Genomic DNA, 19,152 nt, shown 5'->3' on the forward strand with positions numbered 1-19,152 from the left:
TCAAGCGGCCTTCGTCTCCGCCACCAGCCGGGCGGCCTCGGCGCCGCGCAGCTTGGCGATGTCGTCCTGGTACTTCAGCAGCACGCCCAGCGTCTCGTCGACCGCGGCCGGCTCCAGCTCCCGCGCGTCGAGCGCAGCCAGCGCCGCGGCCCAGTCGATGGTCTCGGCGACGCCGGGCAGCTTGAAGTAGTCGCCGGTGCGCAGCTTCTGCACGAAGGCGACGACCTGGGCCGAGAGCGCCTCCGGCACCTGCGGCGCGCGCAGGGTCAGGATGGCGCGTTCCCGCACCGCATCGGGATAGTCCACCCAGTGGTAGAGGCAGCGGCGGCGGATGGCGTCATGCACCTCCCGCGTGCGGTTGGAGGTGATGATCACCACGGGGGGCGTCGCCGCCTTGATGGTGCCGAGCTCGGGGATCGTCAGCTGGAAATCGGCCAGGATCTCCAGCAGGAAGGCCTCGAACGGCTCGTCGGCGCGGTCGAGCTCGTCGATCAGCAGGACCGCGGGGCCGCCCTCGGGCGACAGCGCCTGCAGCAGCGGGCGCTCCTGCAGGAAGCGGCGGTCGTAGATGCCGCGCTCCAGGCTCTCGCGGTCGGCGCCGCCGCCCGAGACCTCGGCGAGGCGGATCGCCATGAGCTGCTTGGCATGGTTCCACTCATAGGCCGCGGCCGAGAGGTCCATGCCGTCGTAGCATTGCAGCCGCACCAACCGGCGCGGCAGGCCGGCCGCCAGCACCTTGGCGATCTCGGTCTTGCCGATGCCGGGCTCGCCCTCGAGGAAGAGCGGCCGGCCCATCTTGAGGGCAAGATGCACCGTGGTCGACAGCGCGCGGTCGGCGACATAGCCGCCCGCCGCCAGCAGCCGCTGGGTTGCCTCGACCGTCGTGGGCAGGTCGCTCGCGGTCACCACAGGAACAACAGCACCAGGATCACCAGCATGATGACGGCGCCGCCCCAGAACTGCAGGGGCAGTCCGAAGGGCTCGAAGGCGGCCAGCAGCCGCAGCGGCTGCAGCCCGGCCTGGTCCACCGGGCGGGGATTCGGCCGCGACACCGGCGCGCCGGAGGCGCTGGGACCCTCGGCGCCGTGCATCGTGAGCGGGCCCGGGCCGCCGGCATCGGCGAGGTATTCGGTATCGGTCCCGGCGACCGCCTCGGCCATCGGCGCGGTCCCGGCCGCGGCGGGGCTGGTGATCACCCGGCGCGGTGCGCCCTCGGCCGCCGGCGCCTCCGCCGCGACCAGCTCCTCGGCCGGCGCCGGGGTGAGCCCCGCGGCGAAGCGGTTGAAGAACTGGTCGGCCATCTGCTTGGCGGTGCTGTCGATCAGCCGGCCGCCGAGCTGGGCCATCTTGCCGCCGACCTGCGCCTTCACGCTGTAGGTCAGCAGGGTCTCGTTCGGCCCCAGCTCCTCGAGCGCCACGTCGGCGCCGCCCTTGGCGAAGCCCATGGCGCCGCCGTTGCCCTCGCCCGTGATGGTGTAGCTCGCTGGCGGGTTGAGATTCTCGAGCTTCACCTTGCCGCCGAATTTCGCGGACATCGGCCCGAGCTTCAGCGCCACCTTGGCCTGGAACTGGTCGTCGCCGACCCGTTCGACGGATTCGCAACCGGGGATCGCGGCCTGCAGCGACTGCGGGTCGTTCAGGGCTTCCCAGACTTGCTGGCGCGGCGCGGGGATGCGCCGCTCACCGGTCATTTCCATGCTTGGCTCCTGAGTTTGCAAGGGACCTTACGGCAGAACGCCACCGGCTCAAATCGGCCGGGCGTGGGGTGCCGCCGGAGGGGATGGCCATAGGGGATGGGCTTTACCGGCGGCGCGGCGGCCTGGGAAGCGGCCCAGGCCCGGACCCGGCTGGTCCCCGGAGGCGGAACCCCCGGCCTGTCCGGCGATGCTGTCCTGCTGCTTGCCATCGGCACCCTGTCCGCCCCAGCCTGATGCGCACCGCGGGTGCCGCCATGGTGCTGATCCCCTGTCCCGAGGCAACGCGCTGCGGCCGCGAAAGGTTCATCCGGAGGACGCCGGAAGCGCCCGGGGCGCGGGGGGTGCGCAGGACCGGCATCTTCGGCTATTGCGCCGGGGTGGTTGTCTTTCCGAGCCCTGGCTTCATCCTGGCGACCTCCGTCGCCTTCCGCTGAGGAACTCCCCATGCCCTACGTCATCGGCGCCGACATCCCCGAGGAACCCGCGGGCCAGCGCTTCGCCCGGCTGCTGGAACGCCCCGGCATCCTGCAGATGCCCGGCGCCCACAACGGCATGGCCGGGCTGCTGGCGAAGAAGGCCGGCTTCGAGGCGCTGTATCTCTCCGGCGCCGCCATGACGCTGTCGATGGGCATCCCCGACCTCGGCATGATCACGGTGGACGAGGTCGCCTTCCACATCCGCCAGATCGCCCGCGCCACCGCCCTGCCGCTGCTGGTCGATGGCGACACCGGCTATGGCGAGGCGCTGAACGTCATGCACATGGTCCGCACCTTCGAGGATGCCGGCGCCGCCGCCGTGCATCTCGAGGACCAGCTGCTGCCGAAGAAATGCGGCCACCTGAACGACAAGAAGATCGCCGATGCGCACGACATGGCGGCCAAGGTCGCCGCCGCGCGGAAGGCCCGCCGGCACCTCTTCATCATCGCCCGCACCGATGCCGCCGCCAGCGAGGGCATGGACGGCGCCCTGGCCCGGGCCAAGCTCTACCTCGACAGCGGCGCCGACGCGATCTTCCCCGAGGCGCTCAACAACCGTGAGATGTTCTCGGAGTTCTCCCGCCGCATCCGCGCCGAGGGCTACCCGGAGGTGAAGCTGCTGGCGAACATGACCGAGTTCGGCCGCACGCCCTTCTACACGGCGGAGGAATTCCAGGCGATGGGCTACCAGATGGTGATCTGGCCGGTCTCCGCCGCCCGCGTCGCCAACAAGGCGATGGAGGAACTCTTCGTCTCCATCAAGCAGAATGGCGGGACGCACAAGCTGGTCGACCGGATGCAGACCCGGGCCGAGCTCTACGACACCATCGGCCTGCATGCCTATGAGGCGCTGGATACCAGCCTCATCGCCACCATCGTGCCGCAGGCGATGCCGCAGCGGGGCTGACCGGAGCCGCCGTCCACGGGCTGCGGCCCGTGGATGGACGGGCTCAGGCCGTCGCGGGCTGGTGCGGGATGCTGTCCGCGGGCAGGTCCTCGAAGTCGTCGGCCCAGAGGTTCAGCATCGCGCCCTCGGCATGGAAACGGGTGCGCAGCTTGTGCCGCACCGCGGCCTCGATCCGGTCCTGCGCCTTGGTGAAGCATTGCAGCACCTCGGCGGTCTTGAAGTGCCGCTTGGCGCTGATGTCCTGCAGGGCACCGAGCGAGATGGAGCAGGGGACCACGGCGCCCGCCTCCTCGACCTCAAAGAGCACGCGGCGGCCATCAAGCCGGGCCGCGCGCACGCCAGCCTGGGAGGGGATGTCATTCGGCATGGCCGGGGTCCTTCATTGCTGGACGCCCCATCGCGCCGTATCGGTCAGATGGTCCCGGAAGCGGTGCAGTTCAATCCCGGGCCCGGCGCGGGAAGTCCTCCGGACGCAGTCCTCCCAGCTCTGTGAGCAGCAGCGGCCAGGACCGCAACCCCTCGTCAAGCGACGCCAGGCGGAAGAACTCGTTGGGCGCGTGGGCATCCTCGTCCGGGGAGGCGAGGCCGAACATCAGGCTGTCGATGCCGAGGCTCTCGTGGAACAGCGTGGTGATCGGCACGGTGCCGCCGGCCCGGGTCCGCACCGGACGGCGGCCATGCACCCATTCCGTCACCCGCTCCGCCGCCAGCAGCAGCGGATGGGTGGCACCGAGGGTGAAGGCCCGGGTGCCGCCGGGGCGGTACTGGAAGTCGAGCGCCACGCCCGCCGGGCAATGCGCCTCGAGGTGCCGCTTCACCGCCGCCTGGGCCGCCGCAGGTTCCTGCCCGGGGACCAGGCGCATGGTCAGCTTGGCATGGGCTTCGCAAGGCAGGACGGTCTTGCCGCCGGCGCCGGTATAGCCGCCCCACATCCCGTTCACCTCGACGGTCGGACGGACCGTGGTGCGTTCCCGCACGGTGTAATCCGGGTCGCCGAAGGGGGCGGCGCCGAGCTCGCCGTACCATTCCGCCTCGTCGAAGGGCAGGGCGGCGGCCTCGGCGCGGATGTCCTGGGTCACGTCCATGGCGCCGTCGAGGAAGCCATCCACCCGGATGCGCCCCTCCTCGTCGTGCAGCGAGGCGACCAGCTTCGCCATCTCATGCAGGGCGTTGCGCACGGCGCCGCCGACCCGGCCGGAATGGGCGTCCTTGGCCGCGCTGCGGATGCTGAACTGCAGGGCGGCGATGCCGCGGCAGCCGACGCTGACGCTGGGGAAGCTGGTGCTGGCCCGTCCGCCATCGGCGGAGAGCATGGCATCGGCGGCCAGCAGGTCGCGGTATTTCTCGATGATGGCAGGCAGGGAGGGGGAGCCGACCTCCTCCTCACCTTCCAGGAAGAGCTTGATGTTGACCGGGCATCCGCCCTCCACCGCGAGGAAGGCGCCCACCGTCTCGACCGCGATCAGGGTCGAGCCCTTCACGTCCGAGGCGCCGCGGGCATAGATCCGGCCGTCGCGGATGGCCGGCTCGAAGGGCGGCGAGACCCACAGCTCCAGCGGGTCCGGCGGCTGCACGTCGTAGTGGCCATAGAGGATGATGGTCGGCCGGCCCGGCGCCCCGAGCCAGCTCGCGTAGATCGCCGGCTGGCCGCCGCCGTCCAGCAATTGCACGTCCTCGAGCCCGATCGCCCGCAGCCGGTCGCACAGGAAGTCCCGCGCCGCCGCCATGCCACCGGCATAGGCCGGGTCGGTGCTGACCGAGGGCAGCCGCAGCAGCGCCAGCAACCGGTCGAGGATCGCCCCGCGCTGCGCCGCCAGGTGGTGGCCAACCTTCTCGCTCATCCGGCTCTCCTCTCGCCGCGCCATACCACGCGGGCGGTGACGCCCAGCATCGCCAGACCGGCGCCGGCCATCAAGGGGATGGCGACCCCGGGCCCCCAGCGATCCGCCAGCGCGCCGATCGCCAGCGCTCCCGCGGGGCCGAGGCCGATGCAGGTGGTGACCAGCCCGAGCACGCGGGAGCGCGCCTCGGCCGGCGCCCGGGTGACCGGCAGGGCGGTCTGCAGCGCGGCGAACAGCGCGGTGCCGATGCCGCCGACCATCAGCACCGCGACCGCGACCGGCAGCGACCCGGCCAGCCCGACCAGCAGCAGGCAGAGCATGAAGAAGCCGCAGCCGCCGACCATCAGCGCCGCCGAGAGCGGGATGCCGCGCCGGGTCGAGAGCACGAGCCCGGTCAGCAGCGCGCCGGCCGGCTCGGCCGCGGTCAGCAGCCCGATCTGGAAGGGGGAGGCGCCGAAGGCCTGGGCGCCGAGCGCCGGCAGCACCGCGGTGAAGCAGAAGCCGAAGAGGTTCATCGCCAGCGTCACCAGGATCACCGCCTGCAGCACCGGCATCCGCCGCACCAGCTGCATCGCATCGGCCACCTCGGCGACGAGCTGGCGCGGCCGCAGCCGGCGCCGCGCCTGGGCATGCCGCACCCCCGCGAGCAGCGCGAAGCTCAGCGCGTAGCAGGCGGCGGCCACGCCATAGGCGGCTGCGAGGCCCAGCGTCTGGTACAGCACCCCGCCGAGCAGCGGCCCGGCCATGCGGGTGGTGTTGCTGGTCATGCTGTCCATCGCCAGCGCCGGCACCACCTCGGCCTCGCCGGCGACCTCGGTCACCATGCGGCGGCGGGAGGCCATCTCCCCGGTCCAGACCAGCCCGCCGAGGAAGCCCGAGACGCCGAGGTGCCAGGGCTGCAGCGCGCCGCCCAGCGCCAAAGCCAGGATGCCGCAGGTGCTGGCGGCGCTGGTCGCCTGGCCCAGCATCAGCAGCCGCCGGCGGTCCTGGGTTTCTGCCAGCGCCCCGGCGACGGCGCCGAAGGCCAGCATCGGCAGCGCCCGCACCACCGCGAGCAGGGAGACCGCCAGCGCCGAGCCGGTGAGCTCGAAGACGAAGATGCCGGCGACCAGGATCTCGACCCAGCGCATCGCATTGGCGATGCCGCCGACCGCCCAGAGCCGGACGAAATCGGGCCGCCCGAACAGGCGCCTCAGGGGGTGCGGTGCGGGGGCTTCGCCCGTCATCGGCATGCCGGCATCCGCCGCAGCCTGTCCTGCCGCCCCCGGAATGTCGAGGGGGTGGCAAGCCCGCCGAAGCGGTGCAGGATCGGCCGATAAGACGCGGAGGAAACCCCCATGCCCCATGCCCAGGCGACCGGCGCACGCATCTGGTACGAGGAGGCCGGCACCGGCCACCCCATCCTGTTCATCCACGAATTCGGCGCCGACCACCGCGAATGGGAGGACCAGGTCCGCTTCTTCTCCCGCGAATACCGCTGCATCACCTACGCCGCGCGCGGCTATCCGCCCTCCGACGTCCCCACCGACCCGACGCTCTATGGCCAGGACTACGCGGTCGGCGATGCGGTCGCGGTGCTGCGCCACCTCGGCATCGCCCGCGCGCATGTCGTCGGCCTCAGCATGGGCGGCTTCGCCAGCATCCTCTTCGGCCTCCGCCACCCGGAGATGGCGACCTGCCTGGTTCCGGCCGGCGCCGGCAGCGGCTCCCCCAAGGCGGACCAGGCCGCCTTCCGTGCCGCCTGCGCGGCGCGCGGCGACCTGCTGATCGCCCAGGGCTGGCCCGGCGAACTGGCCGAGGAGACCGGCCATTCCCCGACCCGCATCCAGCTGAAGAAAAAGGACCCGCGCGGCTGGGCCGCCTACATGGAACGCCTCGCCAGCCATTCCGGCCCCGGCACCGGCCTGACCATGAAGCACTTCCAGGGCGAGCGGGATTCGATCTTCGACTGGGAGCCCGAGCTGCGGACCATGACCGTGCCGACCCTGCTGGCCGTGGGCGACGAGGACTGGCCCTGCATCGAGACCAACATCTTCCTGAAGAAGGTGCTGCCGAACGCGGGCCTCTGGATGGCGCCGCGCACCGGTCACGCCATCAACCTGGAGGAGCCGGCCGCCTTCAACCGCGCGGTGGCGGAGTTCTTCTCGACCGTCGAGCGGGGGCGCTGGACGCTGGGCTAGCGAGGCGGCGGGGGCGGTGCCGGGCGATCAGCCCGCCTCCATCGCCTCCCGCAGCATCTCGAGCTCCAGCCACTCCTCCTCGGCCTTGGCCAGCTCCGCCTCCTTCGCCGCCAGCGCCGCATTGAAGCGCTCGAACCGCGCCTTGTCCCGGCTGTAAAGTCCGGGCGCCGCCAGCGCGGTGCGGATGGTGGCGATCTCGCCGGCCAGGGCCTCCATCCGGGCGGGCAGGCTCTGCAGTGCGTGCTGCTGCTTGAAATTCAGCTTGCGCTTGGCCGGCGCCGGGCCGGCGACCGGCGAACTCGGCCGCGCCGCCGCCGCCCGCGGCTCGGCTCCGGCCACCACCTTCGCCTCCACCCCGCGGCCGCGCTGGGCCACCATGTCGGAGTAGCCGCCGGCGTATTCCTGCCAGCGTCCCTCGCCTTCGGCGACGATGACGCTGGTGCAGACCCGGTCGATGAAGTCGCGGTCGTGGCTGACCACCAGCGCGGTACCCTGGTAGTCCGAGAGCAATTCCTCCAGCAGGTCCAGCGTCTCGAGGTCGAGGTCGTTGGTCGGCTCGTCCAGCACCAGCAGGTTGGAGGGCTTGGCGAAGGCCCGCGCCAGCATCAGCCGCCCGCGCTCGCCGCCCGAGAGGACGCCGACCGCGGTCCGCGCCTGGTCCGGGACAAACAGGAAATCCTTCATGTAGCCGACCACGTGCCGCGCCTGGCCGCCGACATGGACCTGGTCCGACTTGTCGCCGGTCAGCGCCTCGGCCAGCGAGATCGCGGGGTCGAGGCTCTCCCGGCTCTGGTCGAGCGTCACCATCGCCAGCCCGGTGCCGAGCCGGATGGTGCCGCTGTCGGGCTGCAGCCCGCCGGTCAGCAGGTTGAGCAGCGTGGTCTTGCCGGCGCCGTTCGGGCCGATGATGCCGACCCGGTCGCGCCGCAGCACGCGGGTCGAGAACTCCCGCACCACCGGCGGCGCGTCGCCGTAGGCCTTGGTCACCTCCTCCATCTGCGCCACCAGCGTGCCGGAGCCCTCGCCCTCGCTGGCGACCATGCGCACCGTGCCGGCCGAGCGCAGCGCCTCGCGCCGGCGCGTGCGCAGGTCGGCCAGCTCGCCGACGCGGCGCATGTTGCGCTTGCGCCGGGCGGTGACGCCGTAGCGCATCCAGTGCTCCTCCCGGACGATCTGCCGGTCGAGCTTGTGGCGGGCGCTCTCCTCCTCCTCCAGCACCTGGTCGCGCCAGGCCTCGAAGCTGGCAAAGCCCTGGTCGATGCGGCGGGTGGTGCCGCGGTCGAGCCAGACCATCGCCCGCGACAGCGCCGTGAGGAACCGCCGGTCATGGCTGATGAGGACCAGGGCGCCACGGAAATTGCCGAGTTCCTTCTCCAGCCAGGCGATGGCCGGCAGGTCCAGGTGGTTGGTCGGCTCGTCCAGCAGCAGGATGTCGGGGTTGGGCGCCAGCGCCCGGGCCAGGGCGCAGCGCCGCGCCTCGCCGCCGGAAAGGGTGGCCGGGTCCTCCTCGCCGCTCAGCCCGAGCTCGCTCAGCAGCCAGCGGCCGCGGTAGGGGTCGTCGTTCGGGCCGAGGCCGGACTCGACGTAATCCCAGGTGGAGGCGGCATCGCCGAAATCGGGCTCCTGCGGCAGGCTGCGCAGGGTCGCGCCGGGCTGCAGGAAGCGGCTGCCGCGCTCCGGCTCCAGCGTGCCGGCGGCGATCCGCAGCAGGGTGGACTTGCCGGAGCCGTTGCGGCCGACCAGCGCCAGCCGCTCCCCCTGGCCGACCGACAGCGTCGCGCCGGTCAGCAGCGGGGTGGTCCCCATGTGGAGGTGGATGTCCTGGAGGATCAGAAGGGGGGGTGCCATGGCGGGTGGTTCCGCCACGGCGCCGCCCGCGTCAAGCCTCGGCGTGGCCGCCGGGGCGGGGAAGGCTCATTCCTGGTCGGGCGATCCTGGGCGGCGCGGCCGGCGCCCCTCGCGCAGCGGCCCGGCATCGATCACCGGCGGCCGCGGCGCCGAGGCCCAGAGCCGGCGATAGACGTCGAGCGGCAGCAGCACGAAGGCTTCCTGGCCGTTGCGGGTCAGCACCAGCGGGCCGCGGATCGCCTGGTCGACCAGCGCCGGCACCTGGGCCTCGACCCCGGCGAGGTCGAAGCGCGGCAGGCCCTCGAGACCGGGGGCCTGGTTGCCGGGGTACATGGTCTGGATGGGCTCATCCGGGTTGTCCTGCCATCCGGCCATGCGCTGCCGCAACTCCTGGTTCGGCCGGCGCGGCATCCGCCCCGGCCCCAGCGCGGGATAGCGCCGCGGCCAGTGTCGCAGGATGCGCGCCGCGGGCGAAGCCCGGCGGGCCCCGCTCATGCAGGTTTGCGCCGCGCGCCGGGTCAGAAGGCCGCATGCAGCCGCAGCGCCAGCAACGGCACCGGCCCGCGGTCGGCGTTGTAGGCGGGGTTGACCAGCAGCTGGCCGTTGGTGGTCAGGTTCAGCCCGGGCGCCAGGCGGACGTCGTAATAGGCCTCGAAGGCCACTTCGGGGGCGGCGGCGAGCTTGCCGTCGCCGGTGAGGAAGCCGATGCCGCCGGCCTCGAGGAAGCGCCGGTGGCTGGCGGACAGGCCGCCGACGTTGAAGGCCGCCCCCACCGTGTCCCCGGCCCGGCCCCAGCCCTGGCCGCTCACCGCGAGGCCGCCCGAGGCCGACCAGTCCATTTCGGTGAACATCCAATTCTGCGCCCGGCCGTCGTTCCAGCCGAAGCGGGCGAAGACGCCGAGGCTGTCGGTCACCTCCTGCTCGAGGTTGAAGCCGACCATCCCCTTGGTGCGGTAGCCGCGCAGCGCCTCGGTGTCGCCGAGCCCATCCTCCACCGCCGAGGTCAGCCGGTTCCAGGTGACCGACCGGGTGCGCGACAGCCCGCCGAAGACCCGCAGCACGCCCGGCCGCTGCCGCAGGCTCCAGGCCTGCTCGACCTGCGCCAGCCATTGCCAGGCCCGGCCGATGCTGGTGTCGAGCGACAGGCCGTTGACGTTGCGGGCGACCATGAAGGCGCCGGTGCGGACGGCGTTGCGGCCGTTCTCCCATTCCAGCACCGCGCCGTTGGTGAAGCCGCGGGCATCGGCGGCGAAATCCACCGCCCCGGCGCCGACCAGCGCCCAGTTCAGGAATTGGCTGCGGGCGTCGTGGGCGTAGCGGTTGTCGTCGAAGAAATCCCAGGTCGAGACCTTGCCGAGGGTGATGGTGATCCGCTCGCGCGCCAGCGGCCCGGCGAAGCGCATCGGGTCGGGATCGGCCCCGGGCGCGGCATCGGCCGAGAGGTCAATGGTCTGCCGCACGAAGAGCCGCGACATGAAGGCATAGGGGTCGGTGGTGCCGACCCGGAAGGCCTCGTTGTTGGGAAATGCGGCGGCGCCGCGGGCATTGCTCAGCCCGAACCCGCGGGTGAGGGAGGGCACCGCGATCACCTCGGCATTGTTCCAGAGCCGCCGGCCGAGAACGATGTCGAGCGACTGGGTATTGGCGAAGGACTGCTTGGGCGACAGGCTGCTCTCGCCCTGGTAGGGGGAGCGGAAGCGGGCATTGCCCTGCAGCACGCCGGTGAACTGGCCGCGCAGCAGCCAGCCCTCGGCCTCCCGCCGGGCCAGCCATTCCTCCGCCCCGTCAATCTCCGCATCGAGGTTGGGCTGGTCAATCGGTCCGGCGGTGCCGCGCTGCGCCGAGGCGGGGGCCGCCGCGGCCAGCCCCGCCAGCACCGCCGCCACCAGCCGGCCGATCCGCCCCGATATGCCCGCCATCCCGCCATCCTCATCCGATGCCGGTCCTGTTACGCGGGCCTGCCCATAGCCGGCAACCGCCCGCCGCCGCTGTCGCCGAAGCGTCACCGGCCGCCGCCGCCCCGGCGGCCGGGCCACCCGCCGCCCCGGCGGCCGGGCCACACAGGGTTTGACCCGGCCTCCCGCCTCCCCGAAGCTGGCGCTTCCGGGAGGACCCCAAGCATGACCGAACGCCCCTTCACCCGCGCCGACCTCGACCTGCTCCGCCGCTGGGACACGCCGACCATCTGCAACGCCATGGAGATCGTGGCGCCGGCCCGGCGCGGCCGCGGCTTCACCCTGCAGCCCTTCACCGCCGCCGACCCGTCCCTGCCGCCGATCTGCGGCCTGGCCCGCACCGGCCAGATCCGCGCCGCCGCCCCCTCGGGCCGCACCAAGGAACAGGACAAGGAAGCCCGCGTCGGCTGGTACGAATACGTCGCCGACGCCGACCTGCCGACCATCGTGGTGATCGAGGACCTCGACGACAGCCCCGGCTTCGGCGCCTTCTGGGGCGAGGTGAACAGCAACGTCCACAAGGGCCTCGGCTGCCAAGGCTGCGTCACCTCCGGCTCCTTCCGCGACCTCGACATGCTGGCGCCGGGCTTCCAGATCATCGGCGGCATGATCAACCCGAGCCATGCGCATGTGCACATGGTCGACTTCGGCCGCGACGTGATCGTCCACGGCATGCCCTGCATGCACGACGACGTGGTGCATGCCGACCGCCACGGCGCCGTGGTCATCCCGGCCGAGGCGGTGCGCATGCTGCCCGCCGCCATCGACCTGATCACCCGCAAGGAATCCGTCATCCTCGAGATGTGCAAGCGCGACGACTTCGACATCCACAAGCTGAAGGAGGCCCTCGCCAGGTCCGAGGACATCCACTGAGGGCAAGGCCCCCGCGCGGGGCGCTGCCGCTGCTGGCCGCCGCGCTGCTGGCGGCGCCGGCGGCGGCGGAGCCGGGCTGGGAGGCCGCGGCCGGGCTGGCCGCCCCGGCGCTCCGCGCCTGCCTCGACGGCGACAAGACCGCCTTCGTCGACGATGTCGGCCCGGCCAGCAACGGCCGGCTCGCCATCCGGGTACGCCGCGGCGCGGCGACCGAGCGCTGCATCGCCGGCGAATCGGGTCGGGTGGCGATGCGGCTGCCCTGGCCCGGGGCGCCGCCGCCCGCGGCATCGGCCACCGCCTATTTCCTCGAGCGCCGCTGCGTCGACGCCCGGCGGCTGGCCGCGCCGGACGGTACCATCCTGGGCTGGCTGGCCTATCCCGCCTGCTGATCCGCGGCGGCGGCCTGGTGATCCGCCCAGCGCAGCCGGTCCTTGCCGGCCGCCTTGGCCGCGTACATCAGCGTATCGGCCGCCGCCAGCGCCGCCTCGGCCGAGGCCGGCGGCACGGCGAAGCCCATCGCCCCGATCGAGGCGGTGACGGCGAAGCCGGACTGGCCCATCCGTTCGGCCAGGGCCACCCGCAGCTGCTCGCCCATGGCCTTCGCCCCGGCCGTATCCGGCAGCAGGATGCAGAATTCGTCGCCCCCCAGCCGCGCCGCCACCTCGCCCCGGCGCAGCGCCGCCCGCAGCACCTGCGCCACCAGCAGCAGCACCGCGTCGCCGGCGGCATGGCCGAGCCGGTCGTTCACCCGCTTGAAGCCGTCGAGGTCGATGAACAGCAGGGTGAAGGCCTGCCGCCGCTGTATCACCGCATCCAGCGCCGCCATCAGGGCGGAGCGGTTGGGCAGGCCGGTCAACCCGTCGGTCAGCGCCATGTCGCGCATCCGGTGCATCGCCCGGCGGAGCTCGAGCGCGGTCGAGACCGAACGCGCCAGCCCGCCGAGGACCTCGAGCTCGTCCGGGGTGGTCGGCCGCGGCGCATGGTCGATGACGCAGAGCGTGCCGAGCGCGAAGCCTTCCGGATTGACCAGCGGCACCCCGGCATAGGAGCGCAGGTGCGGAGTCGCCGCCACCAGCGGGTTGTCGGCGAAGCGGGCATCGAGCCGGAGATCGGGGATCACCATCGGCTGGTCCGGATGGAGAATCGCATGGGCGCAGAAGGCGTGATCGCGCGGCGCCTCCTCGGCCTCCAGCCCGTGCCGCGCCTTGAACCACTGGCGATTCGCATCGGTGAGCGAGACCAGGGCGATCGGCCGTCCGGTCAGCCGCGCCGCCAGCCGGGCGATGTCGTCGAAGGCCGCCTCGCAGGCGGAGTCGAGAACCTCGTAGGAGTAGAGGGTCTCCAGGCGGGCGGCTTCGTTCTCGGGCAGCGGCGCGGCAGGCATGATCGTGTCCAGGCTCCCCACGGGCCGGGACCGGTATCCATGAATATGGATGGGGAGGCAATGATAAACCTGGGGTTGCACCAACCGGCCGGGCGCCGCCGGCGGGGGGTGGACAAGCCGCCCCCGGCACGGAGGATGGCGGCGGCCGGGCGGCAGGCCTGCGGCCGGCATGGGGGAGCGGATGGCGGAAGCGGGCGTGACGGGACCGGTGCTCACGGTGGTGCGGCCCGAATGGGTCGACCACTACGGCCACATGAACATGGGGTTCTATCTGGTGGTCTTCGACATGGCGACGGACCAGCTCTGGCCCAGCCTCGGCCTCGGCCCGGCGCTGCATGCCGAGGGCTTCGGCACCTTCGCCGCCGAGACCTGGGTCAATTACGTCCGCGAGGTGCGCGAGGGCATGCCGCTGACCGCAACCAACGAGGTCCTGGCCTTCGACGGCAAGCGCCTGATCTGCCTGCACCGGCTCTACCACGCCACCGAGGGCTGGCTCGCGGCGGAGAACGAGGTGCTCTACCTCTGCATGGACCTCGGCATCCGCCGGGTCGGGCTCTGGCCGCCGGCGACGCTCGACCGCTTCGCCGCGGTCTGCACCGGCAACCCGCCGCTTCGCCTGGCGCTGAAGCGCCGGGGCTGAGACCGGGTGGGCGCATCCCGGGCCGGGCGGCCCGGGATGCGCCGGTTCAGGACCGGATCAGATGAACCAGTGGCCGGTCGCCTCGAAGTTGGCGGTGACCTGCGCCGCCAGGGCATTCCAGTCGATGACTTCGCCGTGGCTGGTATCGACCGGCGCGGTGGTGGCGCTGGCGGTGGCGGCCAGGTTCAGCGCGATGTCGGCCACCGGGGTCGCAACCGCGACCGAGGCGGTCGCCGCGGCCGGGGCGGAGGCGCCGAGCGGGGTGAAGTCGATGTGCGACACCGTGATGGAGGTGGCGGGGTTGTTGTTCATCACGCCGATGGTGTTGTTCATGCCGCCGTGGTCGAAGTCGGTCGGGATGTGCTGGTTGAAGCTGCCCATGGTCTTGCCGTCGACCTTGAAGGTGATCTCGCCGGGGGCCCAGACCATCTGGTAGTCATGGAACTGGCCGCTGCTGACGCCTTCGTAGATCGCGGTCTGGTAGGCATCCGCGCCGTTGTTGTTCCAGTGCACCGTGCCGTACTGCCGGCCCGAGCCGTCCGGCGTGATCTCGAGCATGTCGATCTCCTGGCCGGGCCACTGGTTGTCGCCGGGCCAGAGGATGATGCCGGGGCCGGGCTGGTTGCCGTCGACCTTGGCGGTGACGGTGTAGGTGCCGTAGCCGTGGCCGGCGTCGCGCCCGGTGGCCCATTCCATCATGGCGGAGTTGCCGGACAGGGTAACGGCGCCGTTGACCGGGGCCGGCACATTCCAGGCGTTGCTGAGCGAACCGAAGTTGCTGTCGAGCGTATTGGTCACTGCGTTATTGGACATGGTGAGAACCCGTGGTGAAGCCGGTCGCGCACGACACGACACGCGACCCGGTAGGGCCGCGTATTGGTTGTTGCGGCGTGGTGGGCTGCGGTAGCCCTCAGGCGCTTGACGCTGCGCACCTGTCCGGCGGCCGATCTCGTCGGTCGCGCCATCACCCAAGTGGCGGGGATGAATCCCGCCACCGAATAGTATCGGTCAAGAAGCAAGCCATCGAATAGTCAGCCCCGGTCAGCCAAGTCCTGTAACCCTCGCTGTTGGAAGCAGCGTGGTTGGCAGGCCCGAAGGAAGTCCGAGGCAGGAAGTCTAGATATCGTCGTGGCACTCATGGGCTGTGTAACATGCTCGGTTTTGAGCCGGCATCGCTGCAATACCTTGATACATTTGGTCGAACAAGAGTTGAAATTGGCTTCCGTGTCGGTACAAAAACGACAGCGTGGGCCGACGGTCCAGGGGTATGCCAGAATATTGCGGCAATGCGGGCCGAAGCTCTAAATATATCTTAAGAATACCAGGGGCAGGCCATGCAGCAACGGTTGAGATAAACCGATCCACGGCAAGCCACGGGTGGCATGCCGGGCCGGCAGGGCGGCGGCATCGCCGCCCTCCGTCCCCGTGCTACAGCGGCCCGATCCGTTGCCGCAGCGCCACAACATCCTCCCGCCGCGGATGCGCGGTGCCCGGTCGCATCACCGCCGCCGCCCCGGCCGCCATGCCCCAGGCGAAGGCTTCGCGCGGCGCCTCGCCCCGCGTCAGCGCCAGCACCATCGCCGCCAGGAAGCTGTCGCCCGCGCCCACCGCCCCAAGCGCCGGCACCTCCAGCGCCGGCAGCCGCAGCACGCCCGCGGTCTCCGCCAGCAGCGCCCCCTCATGGCCGAGCGTCACCGCCACCAGGCCGACCCCGCCCTGCCGGACCAGTGCCAGCGCCGCTTCCTCGAGCGCCCCGGGCGCCTCGAGCGGCCGGCCGATCAGCGCGGCGAATTCCCCCCGGCTCGGCTTGATCAGCGCGATCGGCCCCGCGCCCCCGGCATCGAGCGCCGCCCGCAGCGGCGCGCCCGAGGTATCGAGGACGAAGCGCTGCCCACGCCCGGCGGCGATGCGCGCCGCCCGGGCGTAGAATTCCGCCGGCGCCCCGGGCGGCAGGCTGCCGCTGCCGACCACCCAGTCCGCCGCCTCGTTTTCCAGCGCCGCCAGCGCCGCCTGCCATTCGCCGGCCTCCAGCGCCGGGCCTTCCGGCACGAAGCGGTACTCGAGGCCGGCGGCCAGGTCGTGCACCGTATGGCTCATGCGGGTGCGGCCGTGGATCGGGATGGCCCGATGCGGCAGGCCGGCCTCGGTCAGCAGCTCGGCCAGCAGATGCCCGGTCACGCCACCCGCCAGCACCAGGGCCAGCGTCTCCCCGCCGAGCGCCTGCAGCACGCGGGAGACGTTCACCCCGCCGCCGCCGGGGTCGAAGCTCTCGTTGGTGGTGCGGATCTTGCGCACCGGCTGCACCGCCGGCGCATCGGCGGCGACATCCACCGTGGGGTTGAGGGTGATGGTCAGGATGCGAGGGGCCATGTCTCTCCGCCGGAATGCCGGCGGCACGGATCAATCCCGCCCGCCGCTCGAGGTCACCCGGCAGCAACGCGGCGAGGGCCGCCGCGGTCGCGCCGGGATGCCAGGGATCAGTCGATCTGCAGGTTCATCCGGCGCAGCACCGGCGCCCAGCGGGCCGCCTCGGCGGCCAGGAAGCTGGCGAATTCCCCCGGCCCGGTGCCCATGGCGAATTGCCCCTCGGCGAGCAGCCGGTCCTTCAGCCCCGCCTCCTGCAGCGCCTGGCCCGCCGCCTGGGCCAGCCGGTCCAGCATCGGCCGCGGCGTCCTGGCCGGGGCCACCAGGCCGAAGTAGGTTTGCGCCACCGCCTCCGGCACCGTCTCGGCGAAGGTCGGGATCTCCGGCATGAAGGGCATCCGCCGGTCGCCGGTCCAGCCGATGATCCGCCCCTGGCCGTTGCGGTGCGTGCCGATCGCCGAGGCGCCGCCCACCACCAGCAGGTCCAGCGTCCCCGCCAGGAAGTCGCCCAGCTGCTGCGCGTCGCCGCGGTAGGTCACGTCCTGCATGCGGATCCCGAGGGCATCCGCCACCATGACCGCGGCGATGTTGTTGAAGCTCGAGGGCCCGTTGGTCCCGTAGTTCAGCTTGCCCGGCTGCGCCTTGGCCAGCGCCACGAATTCCGGGATGGTCTTCGGCATCCGGTTCTGCAGCACGAAGGCGAAGGGCAGGATGCTGAGCAGCGAGATCGGCGCGAAATCATCCACCTTGTAGGAGAGGTTGCGCATCAGCAGCGGGTTGAGCGTCAGCGTCGTGCCGGAATTGACCAGCAGGGTCATGCCATCCGGCGCGGCGCGGGCGACGTATTCGGCGCCCACCACCGTCGCCCCGCCCGGCCGGTTTTCCACCTGCACCGGCAGGCCCAGCACCCGCGCCATGCCCTCGCCGAGCAGGCGACCCATGACATCGGTCGAGCCGCCGGGCGGGAAGGGAACCACGAGGGAGATCGGCCGCGCCTGGGCGAGGGCAGGGGCCGCGAGCAGCCCTCCGCCCAGCGCCAGCATGGGACGCCTTCCGATACGCAGCTTGGTCATGTCTCGCTCCCGGTTTTGCGGCGAGCCTGCCACGCCCGGCCGCCCGGGGAAACCGCCCCGGAAACCACCCCTGAAAGCGCCGCGCTTGACGACGCCGCCGCCGCCGCCTGCTATGCGCGCCGGAGGAAGCCCCCATGCCCGACCATATCCAGGTCTCGAATGCCGATGGCATCTGCACCATCACCATCGCCCGGCCCGAGAAGAAGAACAGCCTCACCCGCGCCATGTACGCGGTGCTCGCCGGCGCCATCGAGGCGAGCGCGGCTGATCCCGCCATCCGCTGCCTGCTGCTGACCGGGGAAGGCGACGTCTTCTGCGCCGGCAACGACATCGGCGAGTTCCAGAACCGCGCGCCCGAGGACCCGGATGCGCCGCCGCCGAGCAAGCGCTTCTACTACGGCCTGGCGAACTACGAGAAACCCATCGTCGCCGCCGTCCCCGGCCTCGCCATCGGCATCGGCTGCACCATGCTGCTGCATGCCGACATCGTCTATGCCGCGCCCGAGGCGCGCTTCCGCCTGCCCTTCGTCGATCTCGGCCTGGTGCCCGAGCTCGGCTCCTCCATGCTGGTGCCCTGGATGGTCGGCCGGCAGAAGGCGGCCGAGCTGATGCTACTCGGCGACTTCTTCGACACCGCCGCCGCGCAGGAGATGGGCTTCGTCAACCGCATCCTGCCGCGCGGCGAGCTGCTGGCCACCGCACGCGCGACCGCCGCCCGCCTCGCCGCCAAGCCGCCGGAGGCGCTGCGCCTGACCAAGCGCCTGCTGCTGCAGCACCACCCGGCGCTGCTCGAGCGCATGGAGGAGGAACGCGGGTTGCTCGCCGCCCGCCTCCGCACCGACGAGACCCAGGCCATCATGGCCAATGTGCTGAAGCCGAAGCGCTGAAGGACCGCCGCATGTCTCTGCTCGAATCCCTGAAGGGCCGGCTCTCGCTGCCGCTCATCGGCTCGCCGCTCTTCATCATCTCGGTGCCCGACCTCGTCGTCGCGCAATGCACCGCCGGCATCGTCGGCGCCATGCCCTCGCTCAACGCCCGCCCCGGCGAGCTGTTCGAGGAATGGGTGATCGAGATCAAGGAACGGCTCGCGGCGCACGACGCGCGCCATCCGGAGCGGCCCGCCGCGCCCTTCGCCATCAACCTCATCGTCCACAAGTCGAACGACCGGCTGGACCACGACCTCGCCGTCTGCGTGCAGCAGCAGGTGCCGCTCATCATCAGCAGCCTCGGCGCGCGGGAGGAGGTGAATACCGCCGTGCACGGCTACGGCGGCCACGTGCTGCACGACGTCATCAACCAGCGCTTCGCCCACAAGGCGATCGAGAAGGGCGCCGACGGGCTGGTGCTGGTCTGCGCCGGCGCCGGCGGCCATGCCGGGGCGCTCAGCCCCTTCGGCTTCGTGCAGGAAACCCGCGCCTGGTTCGACGGGCCCATCGCGCTCTCGGGCGCCATCGCCAATGGCCGCAGCGTGCTGGCGGCCGAGGCGCTCGGCGCCGACTTCGCCTATGCCGGCAGCGCCTTCATCGCAACCCAGGAAGCCCGCGCCCAGCCGGAGCAGCAGCGGATGATCCTCGACTGCGGCGCCGAGGACATCGTCTATACCAACCTCATCACCGGCGTGCACGGCAACTACATGAAGCCGAGCCTGGCCCGCGCCGGCCTCGACCCCGACAACCTGCCGACCTCCGATCCCAGCGCCATGAGCTTCGGCACCGACCGCAGCAAGCGCCGCTGGAAGGACATCTGGGGGGCCGGGCAGGGGATCGGCGCGGTGTCCGACATACCGCCCGCCGCGGAACTCGTCGCCCGCTGGCGGCGCGAATACCACGCCGCCCGCGCCCGGCTCGGCGCCGGCTGCCCGCTGCTGAACCCGGCCTGGGAGGCGGTGCTGGAGGCCGCCGCCGAATAGCCCGG

Annotated in this window: 19 protein-coding genes; 7 read left to right on the forward strand and 12 right to left on the reverse strand. The window is 71.9% G+C overall.

The features are described from left to right. Positions 1 to 906: an AAA family ATPase gene (locus tag QWZ14_RS05315; RefSeq protein ID WP_290315556.1), complete on the reverse strand. Its 906-nt coding sequence runs from the start codon at positions 904 to 906 to the stop codon at positions 1 to 3. Next, positions 903 to 1,697, reverse strand: a complete 795-nt coding sequence (locus tag QWZ14_RS05320) for a CoxG family protein (RefSeq protein ID WP_290315558.1) — start codon at positions 1,695 to 1,697, stop codon at positions 903 to 905. Before QWZ14_RS05320 ends, QWZ14_RS05315 begins: the two co-directional genes overlap by 4 nt. A 444-nt stretch (positions 1,698 to 2,141) precedes the next feature. Between QWZ14_RS05320 and prpB the strand changes: the two genes are divergently transcribed. Further along, positions 2,142 to 3,080: a methylisocitrate lyase gene (gene prpB, locus QWZ14_RS05325; protein ID WP_290315560.1), complete on the forward strand. Its 939-nt coding sequence runs from the start codon at positions 2,142 to 2,144 to the stop codon at positions 3,078 to 3,080. Positions 3,081 to 3,123: 43 nt separating this feature from the next. On the opposite strand, the gene QWZ14_RS05330 is transcribed toward prpB, so the two are convergent. The 3 genes from QWZ14_RS05330 to QWZ14_RS05340 form a co-directional block, all read right to left on the reverse strand. Beyond that, the gene (locus QWZ14_RS05330) at positions 3,124 to 3,447 is read right to left on the reverse strand and encodes a DUF1488 family protein (RefSeq protein ID WP_290315562.1); all 324 of its coding nucleotides are present in this window, start codon (positions 3,445 to 3,447) and stop codon (positions 3,124 to 3,126) included. Between the two features lie 70 nt (positions 3,448 to 3,517). Continuing rightward, a complete protein-coding gene (locus QWZ14_RS05335; protein ID WP_290315565.1) occupies positions 3,518 to 4,921 on the reverse strand; it encodes a dipeptidase in 1,404 nt (467 codons plus the stop codon). Continuing rightward, the gene (locus QWZ14_RS05340; protein ID WP_290315567.1) at positions 4,918 to 6,153 is read right to left on the reverse strand and encodes an MFS transporter; all 1,236 of its coding nucleotides are present in this window, start codon (positions 6,151 to 6,153) and stop codon (positions 4,918 to 4,920) included. Before QWZ14_RS05340 ends, QWZ14_RS05335 begins: the two co-directional genes overlap by 4 nt. Positions 6,154 to 6,258: 105 nt before the next feature. Here QWZ14_RS05340 and QWZ14_RS05345 point away from each other — a divergent pair, with 105 nt between their 5' ends. After that, positions 6,259 to 7,101, forward strand: a complete 843-nt coding sequence (locus QWZ14_RS05345; protein ID WP_290315569.1) for an alpha/beta fold hydrolase — start codon at positions 6,259 to 6,261, stop codon at positions 7,099 to 7,101. 27 nt (positions 7,102 to 7,128) lie between these two features. Here the strand turns inward: QWZ14_RS05345 and QWZ14_RS05350 are convergent, their stop codons facing one another. The 3 genes from QWZ14_RS05350 to QWZ14_RS05360 all read right to left on the reverse strand — a co-directional run bounded on the left by QWZ14_RS05350 (position 7,129) and on the right by QWZ14_RS05360 (position 10,868). Beyond that, positions 7,129 to 8,949 carry an ABC-F family ATP-binding cassette domain-containing protein gene (locus QWZ14_RS05350; protein ID WP_290315571.1) on the reverse strand — a complete coding sequence of 607 codons (1,821 nt, stop codon included), beginning with the start codon at positions 8,947 to 8,949 and terminating at the stop codon, positions 7,129 to 7,131. A 66-nt stretch (positions 8,950 to 9,015) separates the two neighbouring features. Continuing rightward, positions 9,016 to 9,444 carry a type II toxin-antitoxin system Phd/YefM family antitoxin gene (locus QWZ14_RS05355; protein WP_290315573.1) on the reverse strand — a complete coding sequence of 143 codons (429 nt, stop codon included), beginning with the start codon at positions 9,442 to 9,444 and terminating at the stop codon, positions 9,016 to 9,018. 23 nt (positions 9,445 to 9,467) lie between these two features. After that, on the reverse strand, positions 9,468 to 10,868 hold the full coding sequence (locus tag QWZ14_RS05360) for a carbohydrate porin (protein WP_290315576.1): 1,401 nt from the start codon (positions 10,866 to 10,868) through the stop codon (positions 9,468 to 9,470). 201 nt (positions 10,869 to 11,069) lie between these two features. On the opposite strand from QWZ14_RS05360, the gene QWZ14_RS05365 reads away from it, so the two are divergent. Together QWZ14_RS05365 and QWZ14_RS05370 are read left to right on the forward strand one after the other, a co-directional pair. Continuing rightward, entirely contained in the window at positions 11,070 to 11,777 is a 708-nt protein-coding gene (locus tag QWZ14_RS05365) for an RraA family protein (protein WP_290315578.1), read from the forward strand. Beyond that, positions 11,708 to 12,166: a hypothetical protein gene (locus tag QWZ14_RS05370; protein WP_290315580.1), complete on the forward strand. Its 459-nt coding sequence runs from the start codon at positions 11,708 to 11,710 to the stop codon at positions 12,164 to 12,166. Before QWZ14_RS05365 ends, QWZ14_RS05370 begins: the two co-directional genes overlap by 70 nt. On the opposite strand, the gene QWZ14_RS05375 is transcribed toward QWZ14_RS05370, so the two are convergent. After that, the gene (locus QWZ14_RS05375) at positions 12,151 to 13,161 is read right to left on the reverse strand and encodes a GGDEF domain-containing protein (RefSeq protein ID WP_290315582.1); all 1,011 of its coding nucleotides are present in this window, start codon (positions 13,159 to 13,161) and stop codon (positions 12,151 to 12,153) included. The genes QWZ14_RS05370 and QWZ14_RS05375 overlap by 16 nt on opposite strands. Positions 13,162 to 13,357: 196 nt before the next feature. Here QWZ14_RS05375 and QWZ14_RS05380 point away from each other — a divergent pair, with 196 nt between their 5' ends. Further along, a complete protein-coding gene (locus QWZ14_RS05380; protein WP_290315584.1) occupies positions 13,358 to 13,801 on the forward strand; it encodes an acyl-CoA thioesterase in 444 nt (147 codons plus the stop codon). A gap of 57 nt (positions 13,802 to 13,858) precedes the next feature. On the opposite strand, the gene QWZ14_RS05385 is transcribed toward QWZ14_RS05380, so the two are convergent. From QWZ14_RS05385 to QWZ14_RS05395, 3 genes are all read right to left on the reverse strand, one after another. Further along, positions 13,859 to 14,614, reverse strand: a complete 756-nt coding sequence (locus QWZ14_RS05385; RefSeq protein WP_290315586.1) for a family 16 glycosylhydrolase — start codon at positions 14,612 to 14,614, stop codon at positions 13,859 to 13,861. A 615-nt stretch (positions 14,615 to 15,229) separates the two neighbouring features. Next, entirely contained in the window at positions 15,230 to 16,171 is a 942-nt protein-coding gene (locus tag QWZ14_RS05390; protein ID WP_290315588.1) for a 1-phosphofructokinase family hexose kinase, read from the reverse strand. Between the two features lie 107 nt (positions 16,172 to 16,278). Beyond that, on the reverse strand, positions 16,279 to 17,238 hold the full coding sequence (locus QWZ14_RS05395) for a tripartite tricarboxylate transporter substrate binding protein (RefSeq protein WP_290315590.1): 960 nt from the start codon (positions 17,236 to 17,238) through the stop codon (positions 16,279 to 16,281). Between the two features lie 134 nt (positions 17,239 to 17,372). Here QWZ14_RS05395 and QWZ14_RS05400 point away from each other — a divergent pair, with 134 nt between their 5' ends. After that, complete coding sequence (locus QWZ14_RS05400; protein WP_290315592.1) at positions 17,373 to 18,125, forward strand: enoyl-CoA hydratase-related protein; 753 nt, start codon at positions 17,373 to 17,375, stop codon at positions 18,123 to 18,125. Between the two features lie 11 nt (positions 18,126 to 18,136). Continuing rightward, positions 18,137 to 19,147 carry an NAD(P)H-dependent flavin oxidoreductase gene (locus QWZ14_RS05405; RefSeq protein WP_290315593.1) on the forward strand — a complete coding sequence of 337 codons (1,011 nt, stop codon included), beginning with the start codon at positions 18,137 to 18,139 and terminating at the stop codon, positions 19,145 to 19,147. Positions 19,148 to 19,152 lie beyond the last annotated feature (5 nt).

It is taken from the genome of Paeniroseomonas aquatica, assembly GCF_030409335.1.
Lineage (GTDB): Bacteria > Pseudomonadota > Alphaproteobacteria > Acetobacterales > Acetobacteraceae > Belnapia > Belnapia aquatica.

Bases quoted from the DNA above. Each gene is read 5' to 3' on its own strand.
- QWZ14_RS05320 (WP_290315558.1), bottom strand. From the start codon at position 1,697: ATGGAAATGACCGGTGAGCGGCGCATCCCCGCGCCGCGCCAGCAAGTC.
- prpB (WP_290315560.1), top strand. From the start codon at position 2,142: ATGCCCTACGTCATCGGCGCCGACATCCCCGAGGAACCCGCGGGCCAG.
- QWZ14_RS05330 (WP_290315562.1), bottom strand. From the start codon at position 3,447: ATGCCGAATGACATCCCCTCCCAGGCTGGCGTGCGCGCGGCCCGGCTT.
- QWZ14_RS05335 (WP_290315565.1), bottom strand. From the start codon at position 4,921: ATGAGCGAGAAGGTTGGCCACCACCTGGCGGCGCAGCGCGGGGCGATC.
- QWZ14_RS05340 (WP_290315567.1), bottom strand. From the start codon at position 6,153: ATGCCGATGACGGGCGAAGCCCCCGCACCGCACCCCCTGAGGCGCCTG.
- QWZ14_RS05345 (WP_290315569.1), top strand. From the start codon at position 6,259: ATGCCCCATGCCCAGGCGACCGGCGCACGCATCTGGTACGAGGAGGCC.
- QWZ14_RS05350 (WP_290315571.1), bottom strand. From the start codon at position 8,949: ATGGCACCCCCCCTTCTGATCCTCCAGGACATCCACCTCCACATGGGG.
- QWZ14_RS05355 (WP_290315573.1), bottom strand. From the start codon at position 9,444: ATGAGCGGGGCCCGCCGGGCTTCGCCCGCGGCGCGCATCCTGCGACAC.
- QWZ14_RS05360 (WP_290315576.1), bottom strand. From the start codon at position 10,868: ATGGCGGGCATATCGGGGCGGATCGGCCGGCTGGTGGCGGCGGTGCTG.
- QWZ14_RS05365 (WP_290315578.1), top strand. From the start codon at position 11,070: ATGACCGAACGCCCCTTCACCCGCGCCGACCTCGACCTGCTCCGCCGC.
- QWZ14_RS05375 (WP_290315582.1), bottom strand. From the start codon at position 13,161: ATGCCTGCCGCGCCGCTGCCCGAGAACGAAGCCGCCCGCCTGGAGACC.
- QWZ14_RS05385 (WP_290315586.1), bottom strand. From the start codon at position 14,614: ATGTCCAATAACGCAGTGACCAATACGCTCGACAGCAACTTCGGTTCG.
- QWZ14_RS05390 (WP_290315588.1), bottom strand. From the start codon at position 16,171: ATGGCCCCTCGCATCCTGACCATCACCCTCAACCCCACGGTGGATGTC.
- QWZ14_RS05395 (WP_290315590.1), bottom strand. From the start codon at position 17,238: ATGACCAAGCTGCGTATCGGAAGGCGTCCCATGCTGGCGCTGGGCGGA.
- QWZ14_RS05400 (WP_290315592.1), top strand. From the start codon at position 17,373: ATGCCCGACCATATCCAGGTCTCGAATGCCGATGGCATCTGCACCATC.
- QWZ14_RS05405 (WP_290315593.1), top strand. From the start codon at position 18,137: ATGTCTCTGCTCGAATCCCTGAAGGGCCGGCTCTCGCTGCCGCTCATC.